Origin of the sequence: Sphingobacterium deserti, assembly GCF_000757725.1 — a bacterium.
Taxonomy (GTDB): domain Bacteria; phylum Bacteroidota; class Bacteroidia; order Sphingobacteriales; family Sphingobacteriaceae; genus Sphingobacterium; species Sphingobacterium deserti.
In genome coordinates this window covers 44,199-62,863 of sequence record NZ_JJMU01000001.1, presented here as the reverse complement: position 1 = coordinate 62,863, position 18,665 = coordinate 44,199, and the positions used below count along the sequence as shown (strand labels likewise).

23 protein-coding genes are annotated in these 18,665 nt (G+C 40.7%); 11 read left to right on the top strand and 12 right to left on the bottom strand.

Features of this window, described 5'->3' with window-relative positions; genetic code table 11:
• The first annotated feature begins 315 nt into the window (after positions 1 to 315).
• From DI53_RS00280 to DI53_RS00275, 3 genes are all read left to right on the top strand, one after another.
• Entirely contained in the window at positions 316 to 630 is a 315-nt protein-coding gene (locus DI53_RS00280) for a hypothetical protein (protein WP_131555127.1), read from the top strand.
• A 68-nt stretch (positions 631 to 698) separates the two neighbouring features.
• Positions 699 to 851: a hypothetical protein gene (locus DI53_RS20240; protein ID WP_157836739.1), complete on the top strand. Its 153-nt coding sequence runs from the start codon at positions 699 to 701 to the stop codon at positions 849 to 851.
• Positions 852 to 1,030: 179 nt separating this feature from the next.
• Positions 1,031 to 1,462 (top strand): hypothetical protein, encoded by a 432-nt coding sequence (locus tag DI53_RS00275; protein WP_037494100.1) that lies wholly within the window; start codon positions 1,031 to 1,033, stop codon positions 1,460 to 1,462.
• Positions 1,463 to 1,553: 91 nt separating this feature from the next.
• On the opposite strand, the gene DI53_RS00270 is transcribed toward DI53_RS00275, so the two are convergent.
• The 5 genes from DI53_RS00270 to DI53_RS00250 all read right to left on the bottom strand — a co-directional run bounded on the left by DI53_RS00270 (position 1,554) and on the right by DI53_RS00250 (position 4,553).
• A complete protein-coding gene (locus tag DI53_RS00270; RefSeq protein WP_037494099.1) occupies positions 1,554 to 1,943 on the bottom strand; it encodes a hypothetical protein in 390 nt (129 codons plus the stop codon).
• Positions 1,940 to 2,179, bottom strand: a complete 240-nt coding sequence (locus DI53_RS00265) for a DUF6965 family protein (protein WP_037494098.1) — start codon at positions 2,177 to 2,179, stop codon at positions 1,940 to 1,942. The genes DI53_RS00270 and DI53_RS00265 overlap by 4 nt, the downstream gene beginning before the upstream one ends.
• Before the next feature lie 25 nt (positions 2,180 to 2,204).
• Positions 2,205 to 2,573, bottom strand: coding sequence for a hypothetical protein (locus DI53_RS00260; protein WP_037494097.1), 369 nt, complete (start codon positions 2,571 to 2,573; stop codon positions 2,205 to 2,207).
• A gap of 63 nt (positions 2,574 to 2,636) precedes the next feature.
• Positions 2,637 to 3,941 (bottom strand): hypothetical protein, encoded by a 1,305-nt coding sequence (locus tag DI53_RS00255; RefSeq protein WP_037494096.1) that lies wholly within the window; start codon positions 3,939 to 3,941, stop codon positions 2,637 to 2,639.
• Between the two features lie 414 nt (positions 3,942 to 4,355).
• Positions 4,356 to 4,553: a hypothetical protein gene (locus tag DI53_RS00250; RefSeq protein ID WP_037494095.1), complete on the bottom strand. Its 198-nt coding sequence runs from the start codon at positions 4,551 to 4,553 to the stop codon at positions 4,356 to 4,358.
• A gap of 183 nt (positions 4,554 to 4,736) precedes the next feature.
• Here DI53_RS00250 and DI53_RS00245 point away from each other — a divergent pair, with 183 nt between their 5' ends.
• Positions 4,737 to 4,988 carry a hypothetical protein gene (locus DI53_RS00245; RefSeq protein ID WP_037494094.1) on the top strand — a complete coding sequence of 84 codons (252 nt, stop codon included), beginning with the start codon at positions 4,737 to 4,739 and terminating at the stop codon, positions 4,986 to 4,988.
• A 228-nt stretch (positions 4,989 to 5,216) separates the two neighbouring features.
• Here DI53_RS00245 and DI53_RS19795 read toward each other — a convergent pair whose 3' ends face one another.
• Positions 5,217 to 5,438 (bottom strand): PLDc N-terminal domain-containing protein, encoded by a 222-nt coding sequence (locus DI53_RS19795; protein WP_071790439.1) that lies wholly within the window; start codon positions 5,436 to 5,438, stop codon positions 5,217 to 5,219.
• Between the two features lie 177 nt (positions 5,439 to 5,615).
• Positions 5,616 to 6,263 (bottom strand): metallophosphatase domain-containing protein, encoded by a 648-nt coding sequence (locus tag DI53_RS00240; RefSeq protein WP_241462334.1) that lies wholly within the window; start codon positions 6,261 to 6,263, stop codon positions 5,616 to 5,618.
• Between the two features lie 196 nt (positions 6,264 to 6,459).
• Here DI53_RS00240 and DI53_RS20235 point away from each other — a divergent pair, with 196 nt between their 5' ends.
• The 4 genes from DI53_RS20235 to DI53_RS00230 all read left to right on the top strand — a co-directional run bounded on the left by DI53_RS20235 (position 6,460) and on the right by DI53_RS00230 (position 8,650).
• Positions 6,460 to 6,615, top strand: a complete 156-nt coding sequence (locus DI53_RS20235; RefSeq protein ID WP_157836738.1) for a hypothetical protein — start codon at positions 6,460 to 6,462, stop codon at positions 6,613 to 6,615.
• Positions 6,616 to 6,696: 81 nt separating this feature from the next.
• Positions 6,697 to 6,852: a hypothetical protein gene (locus DI53_RS20230; RefSeq protein WP_157836737.1), complete on the top strand. Its 156-nt coding sequence runs from the start codon at positions 6,697 to 6,699 to the stop codon at positions 6,850 to 6,852.
• 1 nt (position 6,853) lies between these two features.
• Positions 6,854 to 7,624, top strand: a complete 771-nt coding sequence (gene nadE, locus DI53_RS00235) for an NAD(+) synthase (protein WP_206537970.1) — start codon at positions 6,854 to 6,856, stop codon at positions 7,622 to 7,624.
• A gap of 111 nt (positions 7,625 to 7,735) precedes the next feature.
• Entirely contained in the window at positions 7,736 to 8,650 is a 915-nt protein-coding gene (locus DI53_RS00230) for a cysteine hydrolase family protein (RefSeq protein ID WP_037494093.1), read from the top strand.
• Positions 8,651 to 8,936: 286 nt separating this feature from the next.
• Here the strand turns inward: DI53_RS00230 and DI53_RS00225 are convergent, their stop codons facing one another.
• The 5 genes from DI53_RS00225 to mnmE form a co-directional block, all read right to left on the bottom strand.
• Positions 8,937 to 9,452 (bottom strand): RNA polymerase sigma factor, encoded by a 516-nt coding sequence (locus DI53_RS00225; RefSeq protein ID WP_052071898.1) that lies wholly within the window; start codon positions 9,450 to 9,452, stop codon positions 8,937 to 8,939.
• A gap of 551 nt (positions 9,453 to 10,003) precedes the next feature.
• The gene (locus DI53_RS00220) at positions 10,004 to 11,143 is read right to left on the bottom strand and encodes a glycosyltransferase family 2 protein (protein WP_052071897.1); all 1,140 of its coding nucleotides are present in this window, start codon (positions 11,141 to 11,143) and stop codon (positions 10,004 to 10,006) included.
• Between the two features lie 68 nt (positions 11,144 to 11,211).
• Complete coding sequence (locus DI53_RS00215; protein WP_037494113.1) at positions 11,212 to 11,829, bottom strand: DUF4142 domain-containing protein; 618 nt, start codon at positions 11,827 to 11,829, stop codon at positions 11,212 to 11,214.
• Positions 11,830 to 12,073: 244 nt separating this feature from the next.
• Positions 12,074 to 12,439: a DUF1304 domain-containing protein gene (locus DI53_RS00210; protein WP_037494092.1), complete on the bottom strand. Its 366-nt coding sequence runs from the start codon at positions 12,437 to 12,439 to the stop codon at positions 12,074 to 12,076.
• 367 nt (positions 12,440 to 12,806) lie between these two features.
• Entirely contained in the window at positions 12,807 to 14,183 is a 1,377-nt protein-coding gene (gene mnmE / locus DI53_RS00205; RefSeq protein WP_037494091.1) for a tRNA uridine-5-carboxymethylaminomethyl(34) synthesis GTPase MnmE, read from the bottom strand.
• 84 nt (positions 14,184 to 14,267) lie between these two features.
• Here mnmE and DI53_RS00200 point away from each other — a divergent pair, with 84 nt between their 5' ends.
• The 3 genes from DI53_RS00200 (at position 14,268) to DI53_RS00190 (ending at position 18,534) form a co-directional block, all read left to right on the top strand.
• A complete protein-coding gene (locus tag DI53_RS00200; protein ID WP_206537969.1) occupies positions 14,268 to 14,810 on the top strand; it encodes a DJ-1/PfpI/YhbO family deglycase/protease in 543 nt (180 codons plus the stop codon).
• A 237-nt stretch (positions 14,811 to 15,047) separates the two neighbouring features.
• Positions 15,048 to 17,186, top strand: a complete 2,139-nt coding sequence (locus DI53_RS00195; protein ID WP_037494090.1) for a catalase — start codon at positions 15,048 to 15,050, stop codon at positions 17,184 to 17,186.
• A gap of 190 nt (positions 17,187 to 17,376) precedes the next feature.
• A complete protein-coding gene (locus DI53_RS00190) occupies positions 17,377 to 18,534 on the top strand; it encodes a zinc-dependent alcohol dehydrogenase (protein WP_037494088.1) in 1,158 nt (385 codons plus the stop codon).
• Positions 18,535 to 18,665: the final 131 nt, after the last annotated feature.

Sequence of the window (18,665 nt, the reverse complement as noted above, 5' to 3'; positions counted from 1 at the left end):
TTGCGGGCGTAGTGCGGGGCTGTGGGACGCAAACAATCCCTCCGGCTCCACAAATTAAACCATGATAATCACCTTGTTAGAAAGTATCCTGACAAAGTCCGGGCACTTATGCCCACCAACAAGTTGATTAAAACGTATGATGCAGATGGTGATATGAGCAAAGATTGGTTTGTCTCATATCACTTTTTAAAACCCGAAAAGCTTCGTAAAAATGAACATGATCTTTATAAAAGATTTAAGGTGTTCAATACAATAAACTCTATTCATTCAAAATCCGATCGGCGAAAGTAGCTCGCTGTAGTAAAATCTGCCATTGTGGAATTGCTCGAAATGGGATTTGATCCTTTCCGGCAATTCAAATACTCGGAACATTCGCAAATTGGGAAATACAATGTGTGCCGTTGCATCGATGAGTATTTGGATTTTGCGCGCACACCGTTGAAACCGAATACTTATAAAGTATACGAGGACCGACTTCATCTTTTCAAAAGAAACCTCTTAGATGAAGGCATCGATCACAAACGACTCGATCAAGTATCGAAAGATAATATTTTTGATTTCGTAACATCGTACAAAGCAAACCGGGGTTGGGAAAATAAGACCTATAATCATTATTTGCAGCCGCTATAGCTACAATAACCACCACTTTCTATTTCGATGCGAAGAAGCAGCGTGACGATGCCATTGAGCGTGTGAACATGATGACAGATAGGATATGGGAAAAAGAGTACACGATACAGGAGCTTGAGCAGGAAGCAAGAAGTAAGGACAATCTAATAAGGTATGCCGATAGCACGCTACGTGATAACACCGAAGCAGATGCCAAGAAGATACCTGACAAAAAAAGATGATATGTTAAAAAACATAATAATAGCTTTATTGGCGTTCATAGTGATCGCCTTTATGCTCAACTCATTTTTCGGCCTTTTCACGGGTAGTAAAAATGATATGATAGCGAAGGAAACCAATCTGTCGCGAAATTACAGCGATACCAGATGTCGAAGTCACACGAGATGAACGTGGCGATGAAATGGTAACACTACTTCAAGCTTTAAATCTGCCAGATCATCAATTAAGTGCTATTGGCGAAATAGCTGCTCAAGATAATAGCGAATCACAATTTTTCGAAAAATTGGATTTGATAGGAGTTGGAGAAGACATTCGTAGAATTTGGGAAAAATCTAAGATGTCTTTTACGGCTTTTTTAGCTTATTTAGCGTTGGCTTTTGTCGTGATATTGGTTACTCATGTCAATGTTTCCGATTTCAATAATCAGCAAGATAAAGGCATTGAAAGGATTAGTCCAGGAGAGAAGACTAGCATTACTGAACCTGAAAATGTATTGGTAGATTTTTTTACAGCTAAAAAGAAAAACGTGAAAGCTTACTCTGATGTTGATTCATTAACACATAAAGCGATCCGAGAGCACTGGAAACATATAAGGAACAAAGGTAATAAATAATTATACATTTTGTTGAACAGCGTTAAACTCTCTTGTAGATCTAACCTAATAAATATTAAAATTTATCGCGTAGCCTCCCAAATCTTCATCACTATATCTTCACCGCATGCAGCACCTCTCTTCGGATATAGTCATCTCTCGTGTTGTCTATTGATAAATAAAGTGAGTCATCCTTTATTTTATATCGAAAAGGTGACTCGCCGTCCGGCAACTTCAGAGCAATAGAGTCTCCAAAGACTGTAAAAGTTCCGTTTCCATCTACCGATTTAAATTTGCCGTCCTGGAATAATTCGATGAAGACAGTATCACTTTTGATCGAATCTACTCTGTCTTTAAATCCCCCGTGTGATGTACCGTCTAAATTAAGGAATATTCGCTTGTCAGCAATTACTTTCCAACGTTTATAGAGCCGATTATCTTGGGTGCTGGTTGCAAATATCGTGAAGAAGCAGACAGATATTAATTTAGCGAAAAGTGTCATATATCAAATTTTGCGAACAATGCACAAAAATAGTACCTCCTTATTTCACCACCTCCCAAAACTTCATCAACCTCGAATAAGGAGGCCAGCGGTTTCTTTTCCGGCCATTGGCCTACCATGATAAATTGGGTTTTAAGAAACAGTACCGGATCTTCTACTATCTGGTCTTCGCTAATTTGGATCGGAGGGGTGAAGGTCTTGCCTTCAAAGAATTCTTTGAGCTCGGGGATTGTCATGCGCGAAGGTACGATCTTTATTAGTTTAAATATTTCCAGCGACACTCGTTACCAAAAATGCTTTGAAATAAACCGAATTTTTATTTTGGAGCTTTTTCTTGTCTGTCATAAACCTTACTGGTACTTTGTTTAGCTGATAAGCTTCTAAATAAATCACATGTGGTAGGTCTCGTTTCGCGAATTTGGCAACGCAACGATTCGTTTTAATAACCTTGTTATTGTATTCATTCAATGAAAAATGTACGCCCTGGAAATCAATGGGACTGCTATCATCTGCATTAAAAATAACAATTTCAACGCGAACACTATCTTCGGAAATTGAATCATCCATACGATATTTTTCCTCATACCATCCTGGGCGGTGCTTTTGTTGATTTTTTTCTTGACGTGTCATACATGACGTTTGAAAGACTGTAATAAAAATTAGCAATATTATGTTTTTCATAATCTTTAAAGTTTAATTTGAAGTGCAAGATGTTCCTTTTTCTCCTTTCCTATATTTTTCCGCTCCTACAGCTCTGTCTTCGCTTAGATCACCTTTGTAACCAGTAATTTTATTGTAAATAGTTTCAGATATTCTTGATCCAAATGTCTTTTGAAGCCCTGTTGTTGCAAGCGCATAAGCATCAGCGGAAGATGTGCCGTAAGTATTCGTCAAATAATTTGCGATAAAATCTGTGTAATTAAGCCACATTTGCTCATGATGCATTTGCGTTTGATTTTGAACAAATCCCTGAGCGTATAGATAGGCATGTGTAGCCTCGTGTATAATAACCATAGCTATAAATTCTCGGCTTGACCCCGCTAAGGAGTTTAAATTTAATTTTATCTCCACTGTTAGATCCACGATTTGATCATTGTCCCAATATCCTCCAATAGTAGCAGCTGTTCCATGGGTCAAATTAGGTAATGTAGTTGATTGATCGAAAATAAGATCATAGCTTCCGTCAATGCCGAAAATTGATTGCAGACTCTTGTTTGCAGCAAATGATATATCTTCTTGTATTAAATCATCAACCATACTCTTCATACAAGGGTGAGTAATTTTGTTAGTAATCTTATATATTCTCGGGGGAGGGGGAAGGGGAGGTCCATCACTTCCGCCACCACCGCTAGCACCGCCGCCTTCCAAACCATCTGGGTCAAATGCCTCCTCAGTTATTGGTCGGTTGGGGTCCACTGTCCATTGGCAAGTTTGTCTTGCGTGCCATGAATCATTCACGATTGCCCAAATGTGCTGGCATTCATAACTTAAGTAGCTCTTATTACTGCCTTTTAATAAAATATCTTTGTTATTTTTACGAACAGCTTTTCCCTCGACGAAGGTCGTGTATGATGTTGCTTTGTTTAAAATATCCTCCGAAAAAATTAATCCTGTAAATTTATCTGCTTGTTCATTAGTGATTAGCGTTAGATAGCTTAGCGAATAGGTATTCTTATTGTCAACTTTCTTGGTAGCTTTAAGCCATATTTGGTAAAATTGATTTTCCCCACCTGATTTTATACCCAAACTTATTGAATCCTGTACACGAACCCGAATATAAGTTGCTAAAGAATCTCTTTTAATGCTTTGAGGATTATCCCATTCTATCTTTTTATTACTAGCTCCCCATAGAGTGTGTTTGTCAGATAGTGACGCTCGATCAAAGCTTGATCTAATGTTCGCAAGTTCGGTTTCCTCCAAGTTTAGATGGTCACTTTGCTTTTCACAGCCCAAAATAAGCATTGAAAATGCAACGATAATAATTGTTAGTCTTTTCATAAATTAAATTAGTTCAACAAATATATATTAAAGAATTATAACATTTCAACAAAATTCAAAAATGTTTGCAGGAAATTGTATCCGTTTTCATTCTTGTATGCATTAATATCTTCTTTCATGGGGAAAAGTATAAGTTGGTTCAGTAAGTTATTTACGGGAAGCCGTAACGAGCTATTTTATATTTAATTTGAGAAAAGATACTTGCCTAATTATTGTTGTCTCCCTTATCTTCCATTTTGCCCAAGGCTGCACCACGTGCGGTACCACACTGTTACCGATGAACTTCTTTTGATCTGACTGGTTATCTTAAACCAAAAATAACCTACCGAAGTAGGGTGTGCTATGTTTTGCTAGTGTTGAATTATCAAAGTTCTATGGCAAGAAGTTCGTGAGCTAACTTGTGCAAGCCCTCTGTTATTTTAGTCCGCTGATTAGCTCTGGGCTTTTTAAGTCCGCTGGCATAGTGGTATATCTGCCGCTCAATGTTTTGGTGATTTCAATCCCTTTAAATATGTCTGCTTTGCACTTCTCAATCGTTTTACCGTAACCATTGACGGCCAGCACATTTGTGGAGGGAGCGCGATAGCCTTCACTGTTTTTTGCAATCCGCACCTTTACCTTTTTTTATGTATTATCTCTATATTTCGCCTATTTATCTAAAATAGGTGTATCACCTACACCATCAGCCAAAATCAACAAACTATAATTAGCCATTGATATAAATCAATAATTATGGAAAACCGTAAAAATCCAAAGGACAAAACTACGTACCTTCGTTAGACCAAATCAAGACTTATGAAAGAAAATCTACAAATGACTATTGCTGGCAAAGCCGGTACGCAATCTTGGTATTCTGTTGAGGTTGCTAAGAGTCCGGGTTTCTTATCCGTTTTTATAAAAGGTATGGATGGCTTCCGAGCACGATTCCACGTCAAAAAAAGAATAGAAGAATTTGAAGTAGTTGCATTGGATGAAACTGTCGACTTAAAGCAGCATAAAGAGCTGCATAAAAAGCTTCGGATCATTGGTAAAAGATTTCTTGTTTGAATACTTTTCTACCGGTTTAGTTCATATATGCAATAATACGTAGTAGCATTTAAAAGCGTGCTGCGCCAAATCGTCAATTAATAAAATAATTAGTCCAACTGCGCTGATCCTATGTTATGCTGCACTAATAAATTCCCCTCGACTGAAATTAGTCATTCGAACTTCAAGGGATTGATATAGTGACTCCACACAGATTTTAACGTAAAAGTTCTTCACACCATTATTTCACTATGTTATGGAGTTTCCACGGCGACTATTCGAAAGGATGTGTTTCGCTAAATAAATTAATGATCCAAAAATGGGAACAAAAAGTAGTATTAAAATCCAAATCAATCGTTGCCATCCCGATTCATTTACTACTATGAGATAGGTAACGTAGATCAGAAGAGCTAATGCTGCTACCGAGAGTATCGACAGCTCAATGGTGCCGATGTTTATAAATGCTATCATTTTTATCACTTTAGGTCAACTTCATATTTTGGTTTGACATGCAGATAAAGGAATCTGTAATAATCTAAACATTCCGTATTGGGAACTTCGAGTAATTACTGGTGAAACCTTTATGAAATCACACATCATTTTCTAGTCCGATAAACGAAGATAGTTATTTATATCCAGCAGTGAAACTTATACGACCACACTAATTTCCACCGGCTTATTCCTTAAATCGTACCAATTGTCCAGTACGCTCGCGTTTATAAAAGTAATTTCTCCTTTAGTAAAACTGCCGTAATCCTCATGAATATGCCCGAAAATATGATATTTCGGTTTCACCGTTTCAATACGTTCTAATAAATCTTCACAACCGGTTCGCTGCCCATAGACAGTTTCGTCTAAAATCCCTAAAGGCGGACCATGCGTTATTAATATATCGGTATCAAGCGGTATTAAATCCCAGTGTTTCTTTATGTCATCCCCACGATCCCGATTGAACGCCCAATTGTTGAACCAAGGCGTGATAGGAGATCCCCAGATTTTGAAGCCTTCTACTTCCACCTCAGCATCGTTAAGATAGGTAACACCCTTGGGAATCATATTCAAAATAACATCCGGATGTGCATTTTCAAAGAGAAAGTCGTGGTTACCAGCAATAAATATTTTGTGCTTAAAATTTAATTTAGCAAACCAGTCTAGAAAATCGAGCACCTCTGCTTGGCCGCCAGATTGGCTTATGTCACCCGCGTGGATGATAATATCCCCCTTGGGCAACTTTAATAAGCGATGGCAGCCATGGGTGTCTGAAATTGCTACTACTTTGATTTCCCTCTTTTTCAATAGACTATTTTATATACGCTAGTATAGTAAATAAAGCTCAATAAAACATGGCGTATGGATAATTCCATTTTATCTGCCATATCGAGGAATAGATTGATGCGTACCTTTTAACTCAATAAATTTGTGGTTTTAAACTCGAACAATCATCTTTATCAAGTATAATTTACCCAACGCAAACATTGGAACGCTAGATAACATGATCATACTTAACAAGCAGAGCATAGTTACAGAGCAGTTCGCAAATAGGGAAATAAAGGTAAAGGACTTTGATAACCCCTGTTCAGCTGGAGGTAAGTTCCATTCGCCAGGGCAGATCTTGAACGAAATGGGGCTAGCGAGGTTTATCTACTAGTGATACATTGCAAAGATGGGATATTCTCTGGGAAGTTGCTGCAAGATGATTCACCGATAAAGAAAAATTACGAGTACTTTCATGATGAGCGAAGTGCATCCAGAGACAGCGGAAGCATTGGAAGACCGTGATTTGCATAAACTAAGCTATGTTGATGGCGAATGTATTCGAACCCAAATATTTGAGAAAATAAAAGAACTAGTAAAGTCAGAATCAAGACGTGTTTATGGAAAATAGAATGATTAAATCATTTGTCATCAAGGATGACAACGTAGAACAATATGCAACGACAATCGCTAATTGGATAGCGGATCGTGTGAAAAGTGCGAATCGTAAGGGCGTGGTATTGGGGATGAGCGGAGGAATAGATAGTAGCGTCGTCGCCTGCCTCTGTCACCTTGCAAAAGTAGATACCTATTTGGTGATGCTACCTTATGGCAGCGACATGAACAATTCCCAAAGTTATCAGCACGCTTTAGAGCTCATTAATAAGTTTGATTTCGCCTACCATATTTATGATATCCAACCCGCTGCAGATGCATTACAGGTGACAAACCAAGATTTTTTAGCAAAGGCTGATGCCACCAATGTGAGTTTTAGTTTGGCAAATATTCGCCCACGTGTGCGCATGACTTACCTTTACCAATTGGCGCAATTGGGTAGCCGGTTTGTTATTGGTACGGGAAATATGGCTGAAGGAACAGTTGGATACTTTACAAAATGGGGAGATGGCGCTGTGGATTTAAATCCTCTTGCTAAGCTAACGAAACAGGAAGTATATACATTAGCAAAGTTTTTGGGCGTGCCGGATGCAATCATCAATAAAAAGCCTTCAGCTGGATTGTGGGAAGGGCAAACCGATGAAGACGAACTTGGAATGAGCTACGCTCAGATTGATTCATTTATCCTAAGCGGGACTTCAGGTGATGCTGACATTGATGAAAAAATAAAGCAACGCTTTGCACTTTCTGCACATAAATTCGCAGCGGTGCCCATCTTTACTGAATAATTATATTGAGCGTTACGGCTCAATATATAACCCATGTAAGGCTCGTGCTACGCAGAGGGCAAAGTGAATAAAAAATGCTGTACAGGAATTGAAATAACACGAATCACGCATATGAAACCAACATACGAGGAAATTGTGAATATAGATCACATTGCTAGCCTCGGTAGCAATGAAGATATAAACCAAATTCTCGCGCTAGGGCAGACGACAGCTAATCTGCCTGCTAGCCAAGATACAAAACGCACATTGCTATTAGCTATCGATGTGCAAAACGACTTTATGGAAGAGATCGGCAGCTTGGCGGTTGCTGGATCCAAGGATGATGTGAGACGCCTCACACAGTGGATGTACCGTAATCTTAGTTCGTTGACACAGGTTATTTGTAGCCTCGACTGCCACTCCATGATGCAGATATTCCATCCAATTTGGTGGCTGGATAAGGATAATAAACATCCAGATCCTTTTACCATTATTACGTATGAAGATGTAGCGCGAGGCGTTTGGAAAGCGACTAATGGCGAGACAGACCGTTCGCTGGAATACTTGTTTAATTTGGAATCTGCTGGCAAAAAGCAACTGTGCATTTGGCCGTACCATTGTTTGGAAGGTACAGAAGGCGCAAAATTAGAAAGTGAATTTACTAAAATGCTTTACTTCCATGCCGCAGCCCGTAATGTAAGGCCTAGACTGGTTTACAAAGGTCAAGATCCGTATACGGAAATGTATGGCATTATCCATGCGGAATATGATAAGGAGGGTTATGTTAATAAAGAAGTTCTCGATGCCATTCGTGAGTTCGACGCGATCTATATTGCCGGACAAGCATCGAGCCACTGCGTGTTGGCATCGGCAGAACAAATTTTGGCATACTTCAAAGACGATCGATCCATCACCTCGCGCATCACCATATTGGAAGACTGCATGTCTCCGATAGCTGGCTTTGAAGAAAATACGAAGGAAAAATTTAATATGCTTCGAGAGCGATACGGAATAAAAATCCGTAAATCTACTGATGTAGTTTTATAGTAGGGCATGATGAAGAATTTGCAGTTAAAGTACACTTATGCATATCCGCGTCCGGCAGTCACAGTAGATTGTGTCATTTTTGGCTTCGATAAAGGAGATTTGAAAATTCTCCTGACGAAGCGTGGGATAGGACCCTATATTGGTAGATGGGCGTTTCCAGGAGGCTTCATCCGATAGGCGTAAACTGCCGCATCTTCCCTTTCAATCGAACGACTGAAAGGGAAGATTGGTGATGAACCTGACGGCAGGTCGATCTTATCTTATAGCGGGAGTATAAACAATTTTTCTAAGCTGTTTTTCTGTAAACGGCTAATTGCTTTTGCAAATATTTACGCATATGATGGATCCGGGTTTTGACCGTTCCTTCTGGTAACGAATAGATCTCGGAAAGCTCCCGATATTTATAGCCCTCGGTGTAGCGTAAGAAAAGATCATAATACTCACCTGGATACTTGCTCAACAATGTCTTTACATCTTTCTCGAGAAAGCTCTTGTCTGCAAGGTTTTGTGTAGACGGTTCCATGCATCCGTCTTCTTTAAATCCGCTGACCTGAAAGTGTTCATAGCGTACTCTTTTTTGGTTTCGGCGGTAGCCATTGATATACACATTTTTCATAATCACGTAAAGCCAGGCCACGAGACGTGGATTATTGAAATATTTCTCATAAAATTTGAGGGAAAGAGCAAGGGTCTCCTGTACCAGTTCCTGTATTTCCTCAGGATCTTTTGTAAACTTTAAAGCGATGCTCTTTAAAATTGGGACATTTTCCTGGATGGCACATGTTAAATCTTTATTCGTCATAATATGTGTTTTTAGCTGATGTAGTTTATTTGGCACAAAAACAATGCGCGTATTCCCTTGCGTCTAATGCCCAAAAGCGCCGGGAAAAATCATCAAAAAATTACCTAGGCACTACGTAGTTTGCATGCACAATTCAAGCTATTCATAGCGGTTTTAGTGAGGTTGCTCATTAGAAAAAATACTTTTGAGAAAAAATGCGGTTTTTATTCAGGTGTTTTTAATTCAAATTAGGAAGAAACACGAGCATCAAGCTCGATTATTTTTAAGGCAACGGTGTAATGATATTGTAGCAGTAAGACGGGAATTCCGAAAAAGTATTACAGCTAGTTCATGTAAAATCGTTCGATACTGGTTTGGTTCAGTTGCATTGTAATAGAGGAAGGTAACCGAACTATTATGCGTTTCCAGCTAATCAATGGAGGTAATAACACGATGAAAAAGCATTATCACTTCGTGGGTTTCTGTATGGGCTTGCGCGTGGGATGTTAATATGATCTATTGCTAGCTGTCTTAAAGCGACTTTGTTACTTATACATGATTTTATAAAGCTACTATGCTGATAACTTACCGTCGCTAGGATAGCGTAATACAGGTGCCTTTCTTATTGTTCTTCCTTTCCACTTCCCCCTGCCACTTAAATGAATATAGATGGCCGTACTTCCTATAATAAAAAGATTGAATAGTGTGATAGGTAGTAACACGACATTCGTTAGGACGTCTTCATTTGCAAGTAGTGATGTCAATATACGCGTGCCAAATAGTATCGCACACAGTGTAAGAAAACCGATAGTGCCTGTCAAGCACCACACTAAAAGCGGACCAAAGACCATGGGCAGCATATAGGTCAGGAAAAGAGCAATTTTATCATTAAATGGACCGAGAAAGTTTTTTCCGAAGCCATTTACGGCTTCCAGGTAACCTTTGTACATACGGCATCCCACCAACTTGTTGCCCATTAGCGTTTTTCCTTTCTGGGAAAGCTGCTTTACTGTGCGCATAATGCATAGATCTTCGACGATTTCGGTTCTGACACGCTCATGGAATTGATAAGTATGGTACTTATGAGCGTTAAAACACATCACTTGTCCGCATGCTGCCGCGAAAACGGGCATTTCATGCTCTGAAACTAAAGGCAGTGGGAGCAGGGTAAGCAACATATGATTCATCAGAGGAACCGACACTTTTTCACCTAAAGTCATTAGTTGTTGTTGCGGTACAATACTTAAAAGTGTAAGCTTGTCGTGCGACATGGCCTGTGCCAGACTCGCAAGGAGCTGTGGACGTGTTACGATATCTGCATCTAAAAATAGCAAGTAGTCACCAGAAGCCTTTTCCGCCAATTGCGCGCAGGCGAAATTCTTGCCCGTCCATCCCGCGGGAAGCGGTTTGCCTTTAATCACCGTGAAGTTGTCGAAGCTGTTGGCATATTGAAGTGCGATCTCTGCTGTTCCGTCATTCGATTCATCGTCGAGAATGATAATTTCAAAGTCTGGATAAGACTGCTGCTTTAAAGACTCAAGCAAGAATGGTAATGATCTCGCTTCATTCCGCGCCGGAATCAATATTGATATTTTGGCTTTTGATGATTTTGTGCAATGTGGTAGGAGCGGTTTACGATAATAATTATACGCCGCGACTGCAAACTGAAGAATGAAAAAGATAAATAGATAAGCAATAAGGGTAACTGCCATGGGGGAGGGTTGAAAATGCAAAAATAATAGCCCACAACATGCGTCAGGGGCTATTATTTCTTTGTCACTTATTTCATTTCAGATTTAATTTTTTTGATAGCTTCCAAATGCGACTTTACTACAGGCGTCGTTTTTGTTGCAAATTTTTTCAAATCAGCATCTTTTAACGACATACTGCCCTGTTCCATCAACGCTACCGTTTTTTCATGGCCTTCCACCATGGCCATCACGTAAGCTTTATCAAATTCTGCACCTTTTTTACTCTTCAGCATTGTGAGCTTATCCATGTGTGCCTTGTCTAGCTTCTCAGGCAACATTAAATTTTTGGAACCTGCTATTTGTTTGAGTTCGGCGTTTGCACGGCTATGATCGGTAACCATCATGTTTGCAAACTCCTTCACTTTCGCGTGGCTGGCATGTTGCTGCGCCAACTCACTCATCTGCACTTCCGCCATCCCTGCGATAGCTGCTGTATTAACGAATGTGGTATCCATAGCACTAGACTGCATGGTCATAGAGTCCATTACCATAGAATCCATAGACATAGAATCCGTATGCATATGCATTGAATCGGTCGACATGGCCGTTGAGTCGGACATGTTATTAGCTGTAGCACTCCCGCTACCACACGCTTGCAGGCCTGAAGCCGCCGCGCTTATTGCTAATATGTAAGCTATTTTTTTCATTTTCTGATGTTTGTTCATGATGAACGAGCAAACGGCATGATTGTTCAAATGGCTTACTATTTTATTGACCGTTCGACGGTAAATCGAAACTCGGTTGGAAATGGATCATACTCCGCTATTTGCTATGCTTAGATCTGTGCTACCTATTTGTTGGATCTAATTTTTACTGTTTTAAAATAGAAGCTTTCATGTGAAGACGACAATGGCGTAAGGGATAAATGATTATTATGCCTATCCAATTACGCTATTTAGAAAGCAACACCAGGACAAGCCCTATTAGTGCCGGAAGACCTTGTTTAAAAAAGATACTTTTCTCGGCCGAGATGGCTCCATAAACGGCAGCAATAACAACGCAGCCTAGGAAGAACAAGGCGATATGGTGTTGCCACGTGACGTCGCTTATCAATAACGACCAAATAAGACCCGCCGCTAAAAATCCGTTGTAAAGCCCTTGATTTGCTGCTAGTCCCTTAGTGTCCTTAAACAGGTGTTTTGGCAAGGACTTGAAAGTCTCCTTGCCCTTGGTCTCCCATGCAAACATTTCGATCCATAAAATATAAAGGTGTTCAAGGGCTACTATCCCGATTACTACTTTTGTTAGAACTTCCATAGGTATGTTGATTATCCAAACGAATTTACAAAATATCCTGTCATCTCGGTTGATTTGCAGTGAAAGCCAAACAAAACTTGAATTTCAACTACAATTGCTGCTGATCGTTTGGAGTCTTTATGTTGCTACAAAACCTGAAGCTTTTGCTCATCAGTTAGGTTAATCCACATAGATTAAGACTGATAAAGATTAGCAAGTTGTTTCTGAATACGCACAGCAATATACCGTATTATATTTTTCATTACTTATCGACTAGCTATCAACCCTACTCATACTTGCCATCATACCTTTCACTGAATCACAGCCTAGATTTTAATCTGTTCAGATCTTTACGAGAAAATAGAACCTTTTGTCCAGTAATACCCAACTACTTCCCAATACAAAACTTGGAAAAGATGTTTTCCAGCAAGTCATCTGTTGTTACGCTGCCCGTAATTTCACCAAGGTGATGAAGAGCTTGCCGAATATCCATGGCCAAGAAATCAGACGTCACGGGATTATCTATACCATACAGCACACGTTCGAGCGATTCCTGCGTTTTCTGTAAGGCTTCTACATGTCGGATATTTGTAACCAGTACATCGTCCGTTTGAATATTGAGTAGATTTACTTGACGAAGCAGTTCGGTTTTAAGCTCTTCGATGCCTATTTGCTCCTTTGCAGAGATATACACAGGAGCTAACACTTCGAAGGTTTGTCTTTCTGCAGCTGACAGCAGATCGGATTTATTGATTAGCGTTACGAAAGCAATGTTTAACGCAGAAAGTTCGGCGATCTGTTGCTGGGCAGTTTCCAGTGAATCCTGCGTAGGATCGAACAAATAAATAATCAGGCTCGCTTGCTTCATTTTGTCCCGTGTGCGCTCAACACCTTTTGCCTCAATCACGTCGAGCGTTTCGCGAATGCCCGCGGTGTCGATGAAACGAAAGGTGATACCCTGTATATTTATTTCGTCTTCTATGGTATCCCGCGTTGTGCCTGCTATATCGGATACTATCGCACGTTCTTCGTTCAATAATGCATTAAGTAAAGTAGATTTTCCAACATTTGGTTTTCCTGCAATTACGACCGGGACGCCGTTTTTCAGCACATTGCCCTGCTCAAATGAAGATATGAGTCGACGAATTACCTGTTCGATATTTAAAATAAGCGATTTCAACTGATCGCGATTTGCAAACTCCACATCTTCTTCGCCAAAATCAAGTTCCAATTCGATTAACGATGCAAAATGTACCAAGTCTTCGCGTAACTTTTTAAGTTGGTTGGAGAAGCCGCCACGCATTTGTTGCATGGCCACCTGATGAGAAGCGGCAGAATTTGACGCGATAAGATCAGCTACAGCTTCCGCTTGCGATAGATCCAAACCGCCGTTTAAAAATGCCCTTAATGTAAACTCGCCCGCCCGAGCCGCTCGAGCTCCTTTTTTCAAGAGCAGGTTAATCAGTCGTTCAATGATATACTTTGAGTTATGCGTTGAAATTTCAACCACATTTTCTTTTGTATAGGAGTTTGGTCCTATAAACAGAGAAACAAGTACCTCATCTATTATTTCTTCGCCATCGCGGATCGTACCAAAGTGAATCGTATGAGAAGCTTCTTTAAGCAGATCTTTTCCTTTAAATACCGCATTCGTAATTGCTATTGCTTCCGCACCTGATAATCGAATGACTGCGATAGCGCCATTCGCTCCAGATGATGTAGCAAGTGCTACGATGGTATCTTGCGAAATTAAATCAGTTGACATCCCGCAAAGGTACGGTTTAGAATTCATTTTGATTAAAACTTTATACGACGGCGCACGTTCGTTTTATGGTAATAAAATACAAAGATGATGAAAGAGAAAATAGCAATTTTAACAGAACTCGGATTTGAAGAAGTAGAATTGACCTCTCCAAAACAAAAACTTGAAGAGCAGGGATACGACGTGCATATTATATCACCCAATGAAGAGAGCAGCATCAAATCATGGGATAAGACAGACTGGGGTAAGGACTTCAACGTAGATGTGCACGTAACAGAGGCAAATGCTTCGGATTACCGCGCGATTATTCTGCCAGGGGGCGTGTTGAATCCAGATAAACTACGTGTCAGTGAAGAAAGTATAATTTTTCTCAACAAGTTTGTGGATGATGGAAAGCTTATCGCAGCTATTTGTCATGGCCCGCTTATTTTGACAGAAAATGGTTATGTCGGTGGGAAGCGACTTACATCCGTAAAAAACATTAAGACAGATCTCGTGCACGCCGGAGCCGAATGGGAAGATAGCGAAGTTGTTGTCGATGGTAATCTTATCACCAGCCGAACGCCGGAGGATCTCGACGCCTTTAACGGGGCAATTATTGATTATTTAAAAGATACGGAGGAACAATAATAAGTCTACCTAACGAGAAAAGAAAGGTTCGTATTTAAGTTTAAGATTAAAGAGAAGGTTGTAATAGCGACCTTCTCTTTTTTCATTGGGCTCACTTTAGGGTCTAGATAATGTAGCGGATGCTTTATTCACCCAGATCCCGAAATGATAGAACCTTTATAAATTATAGTATATACAAAATTTACGAAACGAAGCTATTCCATTATTGTTCGATAGGAAACATAAAACAAATGCGTTATGGAGAAGAGCACAGTAAAGACAGACCAATTATCAAAACAGCGAGACCTTGCGAATTTTAGTCAGGATGATGCTGGCCACCCAATGACTACCGATCAGGGGGTAAAGATTAACAACGATGCAAATTCTTTGAAAGGGGGGAGCAGAGGGGCTACCTTATTGGAAGATTTTATATTGCGGGAGAAGATCACGCATTTCGATCATGAACGTATTCCAGAGCGCATCGTGCATGCTCGCGGTAGCGGCGCCCACGGATATTTCGAACTTTACGAAGATTTGAGCACACTTACACGTGCCTCGTTTTTGACCGACACGAGCCAAAAGGTACCTATATTTGTTCGGTTTTCTACTGTAGCGGGTAGTAAGGGGTCTGCTGATCTCGCGCGTGACATCCGCGGTTTTGCCGTAAAATTTTACACGAATGAAGGTGTCTTTGATTTAGTAGGGAATAACACCCCGGTATTCTTTATCCAGGACGCGATGAAGTTTCCAGATCTAATTCACTCGGTAAAACCTGAACCCGATAATGAGATACCGCAAGCAGCGTCTGCGCACGATACATTTTATGATTTTGTTTCTTTAGCAACAGAAACGCTGCACAACCATATGTGGGCGATGAGCGACCGCGCGATTCCGCGCAGCTTACGCATGATGGAGGGGTTCGGTATTCATACCTTTAGGTTGATCAATGACGCCGGAAAAGCTCATTTTGTTCGGTTTCACTGGAAGCCCGAATTAGGTGTTCACTCGGTAACTTGGGATGAAGCCTTGAAAGTAAACGGTGCCGATCCAGACTTTCATAGACGCGACCTTTGGGACGCTATTGAAAGCGGAAATTTCCCGTCATGGGAATTGGGAATACAAATCATTCCCGAAGAAGATGAACATAAATTTGACTTCGACCTGTTAGATGCGACCAAACTTATCCCAGAGGAAATGGTGCCGGTAAAAATTGTGGGTAAGATGACCTTGGACAGAAACCCTGATAATTTCTTTGCCGAAACGGAACAAGTGGCATTTCACCCGGGGCATATCGTGCCGGGGATAGATTTCACCAATGATCCTCTTTTGCAGGGACGCCTGTTTTCTTATACTGATACACAGCTTTCTCGACTGGGCGGGCCTAATTTCCACGAACTCCCAATAAATCGCTCTGTAGCGCCGGTACATAATAATCAGCGGGATGCGCAGATGCGTACCACAATTAACAAAGGGAAGGTGGCGTACCATCCGAACTCCATGGCTGGCGGATGTCCATTTCTTTCGAAAATAGCAGATGGGGGCTTCTCCAGCTACGAAGAACGTATAGATGGTAATAAAGTACGTGCGCGTTCAGCAAGTTTTAGCGACCATTTCTCACAACCTGCACTATTGTACCGCAGTCTTTCCAATTGGGAAAAGGAACATCTTATCGGAGCCTATACCTTCGAACTGGGGAAATGTACGATAGATCCTATAAAATCGAGAATGCTCTATTTACTAGATCAAATCGATCACAATCTAGCACAGCGAGTCGCAGAGGGCATAGGGCTACCTGTTCCATCCGAAATTGAAGGTCCTATCAATAGGAATGTTGGCGCAGACGAAGATGTAGAAGCGCAACAGCCGGGCAAAGCGAAAATCTATTTGGAAAAATCTCCTACCTTGAGTCAGGAGACGTCTACGGCGTACCCAATAGCCACGCGTCAAATTGCGGTTTTAGTCGATAATGGTTTTGATATGGACGGTTTCGGAAAAATGCAAGCTGCCCTGTTGGCTGAAAAAGCAATTGTCAAATTGATTGCGCCAAAAGGTGGTGTGATCACGTGTAGCAAGGGTATGGAGCATAAGGTAGACGCAGCATTGCCGACTACGGAGAGCGTGCTATTTGATGCTGTTTACATTCCTTGCGGTAAGGAAAGTATAGATTCATTGGCTAAACAAGGGAAGGTATTTAAGTTTATCAATGAAGCTGTCAAACATTGTAAAGCATTGGCTTTTGAAGGCCGAGCGAAAGAATTGTTTGAAAAATCTGCCGCGAAAGACTTTCGTGATGACAAAGCGATCTTGCTCGATGATGAACCACAAAAATTCATAGCGGCAATAGCACAGCATAGAAACTGGGATCGGGAGCCAAAAACCATGCACATCGCCGTTTAATCATGCTGCTTTGGCAAAGCTAAAAAGGTGCAAGTGGGTAATTAACCCCTTGCACTTTATTTTTAAATTACCAATCGATCAACCACATTAGAACCAAAAGATAAAACCTACGTTCAAAGAATAGCAGCTATCATATTTAAAAGGAGTATCGCATAGCCGCCTATTAATTATATATAAATCACGATAAACTATGAAAGCAGCAGTGTTTCACAAACCCGGAGATATACGGGTAGATACCGTAGCGGATCCATCAATCTTGGATCCACAAGATGTTATTTTGAGAGTTACATCAACCGCTATATGTGGTAGTGATCTTCACATTTTAAGTGGTGCTGTGCCGCAGAAAGAAGAGCTGATCATGGGGCATGAGTTTATGGGTATTGTCGAAGAAGTTGGCTCGGCAGTTACCAAGCTCAAAAAAGGTGATCGCGTAGTGGTACCTTTTCCAATAGCCTGTGGTCAATGTTTTTTTTGTAATCACGAAGCATCAACAGCGTGTGAAAACTCCAACTATAAACATTACGGACCCAACGGCGACATGCTTGATCAAAAAGGCGCAGCACTTTTTGGCTATACCGATCTTTATGGAGGATACTCCGGCGGTCAAGCCGAATATGTTCGTGTACCGTATGCAGATATTAGCCCGCGTATTGTGCCCGACCATCTGACTGATGAGCAGGCACTTTTTCTTACGGATATATTTCCGACAGGTTGGTCCGCTATCGATTGGGCGCAGCTGAAAGGGGGAGAAGTCGTCGCTATCTTTGGTTCAGGGCCTGTAGGGCTTATGGCACAAAAAGCAGCTTGGTTGAATGGGGCGAGTCGCGTTATCGCTATTGATCCGTTGGATTACAGACTGGATAAAGCACGAGCAGTAAATAAGGTTGATACCCTAAACCCGAATAATGTTGACGTGGTGGAGGCAATACGAGAGATGACGGGCGGTCGTGGTGCAGACGTTTGTGTCGATGCTGTCGGTTTCGAACCGGAGCGTAATTTTTTAGATAAACTAAAAGCTACCGTAAATTTTGAAATGGGTTCGATGAAAGTTTTAGATCTCTGTTTTCAAGCCGTAAGGCGCATGGGCACTGTTTCCATCGTCGGTGTATATGGGTCTACCTATGATAACTTTCCTTTGCACCGAATTTTCGATAAGGGAATTACGATCAAGCAAGGACAAGCACCCGTGTTAAATTATATCGATAAGCTGATCGATTTGGTTAAGGAAGAAAAGGTTGTGCTAGACGATATCATAACACATACATTGCCACTTTCAGAAGCAAGTTTTGGCTACGAAATTTTTGAGAAAAAACAAGAAGACTGTGTAAAGGTGGTTTTGAAACCTTAGACTAAATAATAGACTTTTTAGAGAAATTTCCAAGAATAATTTTAAAGAGGCCGGTGTTATCATCGGCTTTTTTTCGAACTATTTCGTTCTGCTTTCGTTTTATAGAAAGAGAAATCGGTTTAACACTGTAT

Coding starts and splice junctions, on each gene's coding strand:
- DI53_RS00255 (WP_037494096.1), bottom strand. CDS start 3,941: ATGAAAAGACTAACAATTATTATCGTTGCATTTTCAATGCTTATTTTG.
- DI53_RS00190 (WP_037494088.1), top strand. CDS start 17,377: ATGAAAGCAGCAGTGTTTCACAAACCCGGAGATATACGGGTAGATACC.
- DI53_RS00210 (WP_037494092.1), bottom strand. CDS start 12,439: ATGGAAGTTCTAACAAAAGTAGTAATCGGGATAGTAGCCCTTGAACAC.
- DI53_RS00230 (WP_037494093.1), top strand. CDS start 7,736: ATGAAACCAACATACGAGGAAATTGTGAATATAGATCACATTGCTAGC.
- DI53_RS00275 (WP_037494100.1), top strand. CDS start 1,031: ATGGTAACACTACTTCAAGCTTTAAATCTGCCAGATCATCAATTAAGT.
- DI53_RS20240 (WP_157836739.1), top strand. CDS start 699: ATGATGACAGATAGGATATGGGAAAAAGAGTACACGATACAGGAGCTT.
- DI53_RS20230 (WP_157836737.1), top strand. CDS start 6,697: ATGATGAGCGAAGTGCATCCAGAGACAGCGGAAGCATTGGAAGACCGT.
- DI53_RS00195 (WP_037494090.1), top strand. CDS start 15,048: ATGGAGAAGAGCACAGTAAAGACAGACCAATTATCAAAACAGCGAGAC.
- DI53_RS00200 (WP_206537969.1), top strand. CDS start 14,268: ATGATGAAAGAGAAAATAGCAATTTTAACAGAACTCGGATTTGAAGAA.
- DI53_RS20235 (WP_157836738.1), top strand. CDS start 6,460: ATGATCATACTTAACAAGCAGAGCATAGTTACAGAGCAGTTCGCAAAT.
- mnmE (WP_037494091.1), bottom strand. CDS start 14,183: ATGTCAACTGATTTAATTTCGCAAGATACCATCGTAGCACTTGCTACA.
- DI53_RS00260 (WP_037494097.1), bottom strand. CDS start 2,573: ATGACACGTCAAGAAAAAAATCAACAAAAGCACCGCCCAGGATGGTAT.
- DI53_RS00225 (WP_052071898.1), bottom strand. CDS start 9,452: ATGACGAATAAAGATTTAACATGTGCCATCCAGGAAAATGTCCCAATT.
- DI53_RS00245 (WP_037494094.1), top strand. CDS start 4,737: ATGAAAGAAAATCTACAAATGACTATTGCTGGCAAAGCCGGTACGCAA.
- nadE (WP_206537970.1), top strand. CDS start 6,854: ATGATTAAATCATTTGTCATCAAGGATGACAACGTAGAACAATATGCA.
- DI53_RS00265 (WP_037494098.1), bottom strand. CDS start 2,179: ATGACAATCCCCGAGCTCAAAGAATTCTTTGAAGGCAAGACCTTCACC.
- DI53_RS00220 (WP_052071897.1), bottom strand. CDS start 11,143: ATGGCAGTTACCCTTATTGCTTATCTATTTATCTTTTTCATTCTTCAG.
- DI53_RS00270 (WP_037494099.1), bottom strand. CDS start 1,943: ATGACACTTTTCGCTAAATTAATATCTGTCTGCTTCTTCACGATATTT.
- DI53_RS00215 (WP_037494113.1), bottom strand. CDS start 11,829: ATGAAAAAAATAGCTTACATATTAGCAATAAGCGCGGCGGCTTCAGGC.
- DI53_RS19795 (WP_071790439.1), bottom strand. CDS start 5,438: ATGATAGCATTTATAAACATCGGCACCATTGAGCTGTCGATACTCTCG.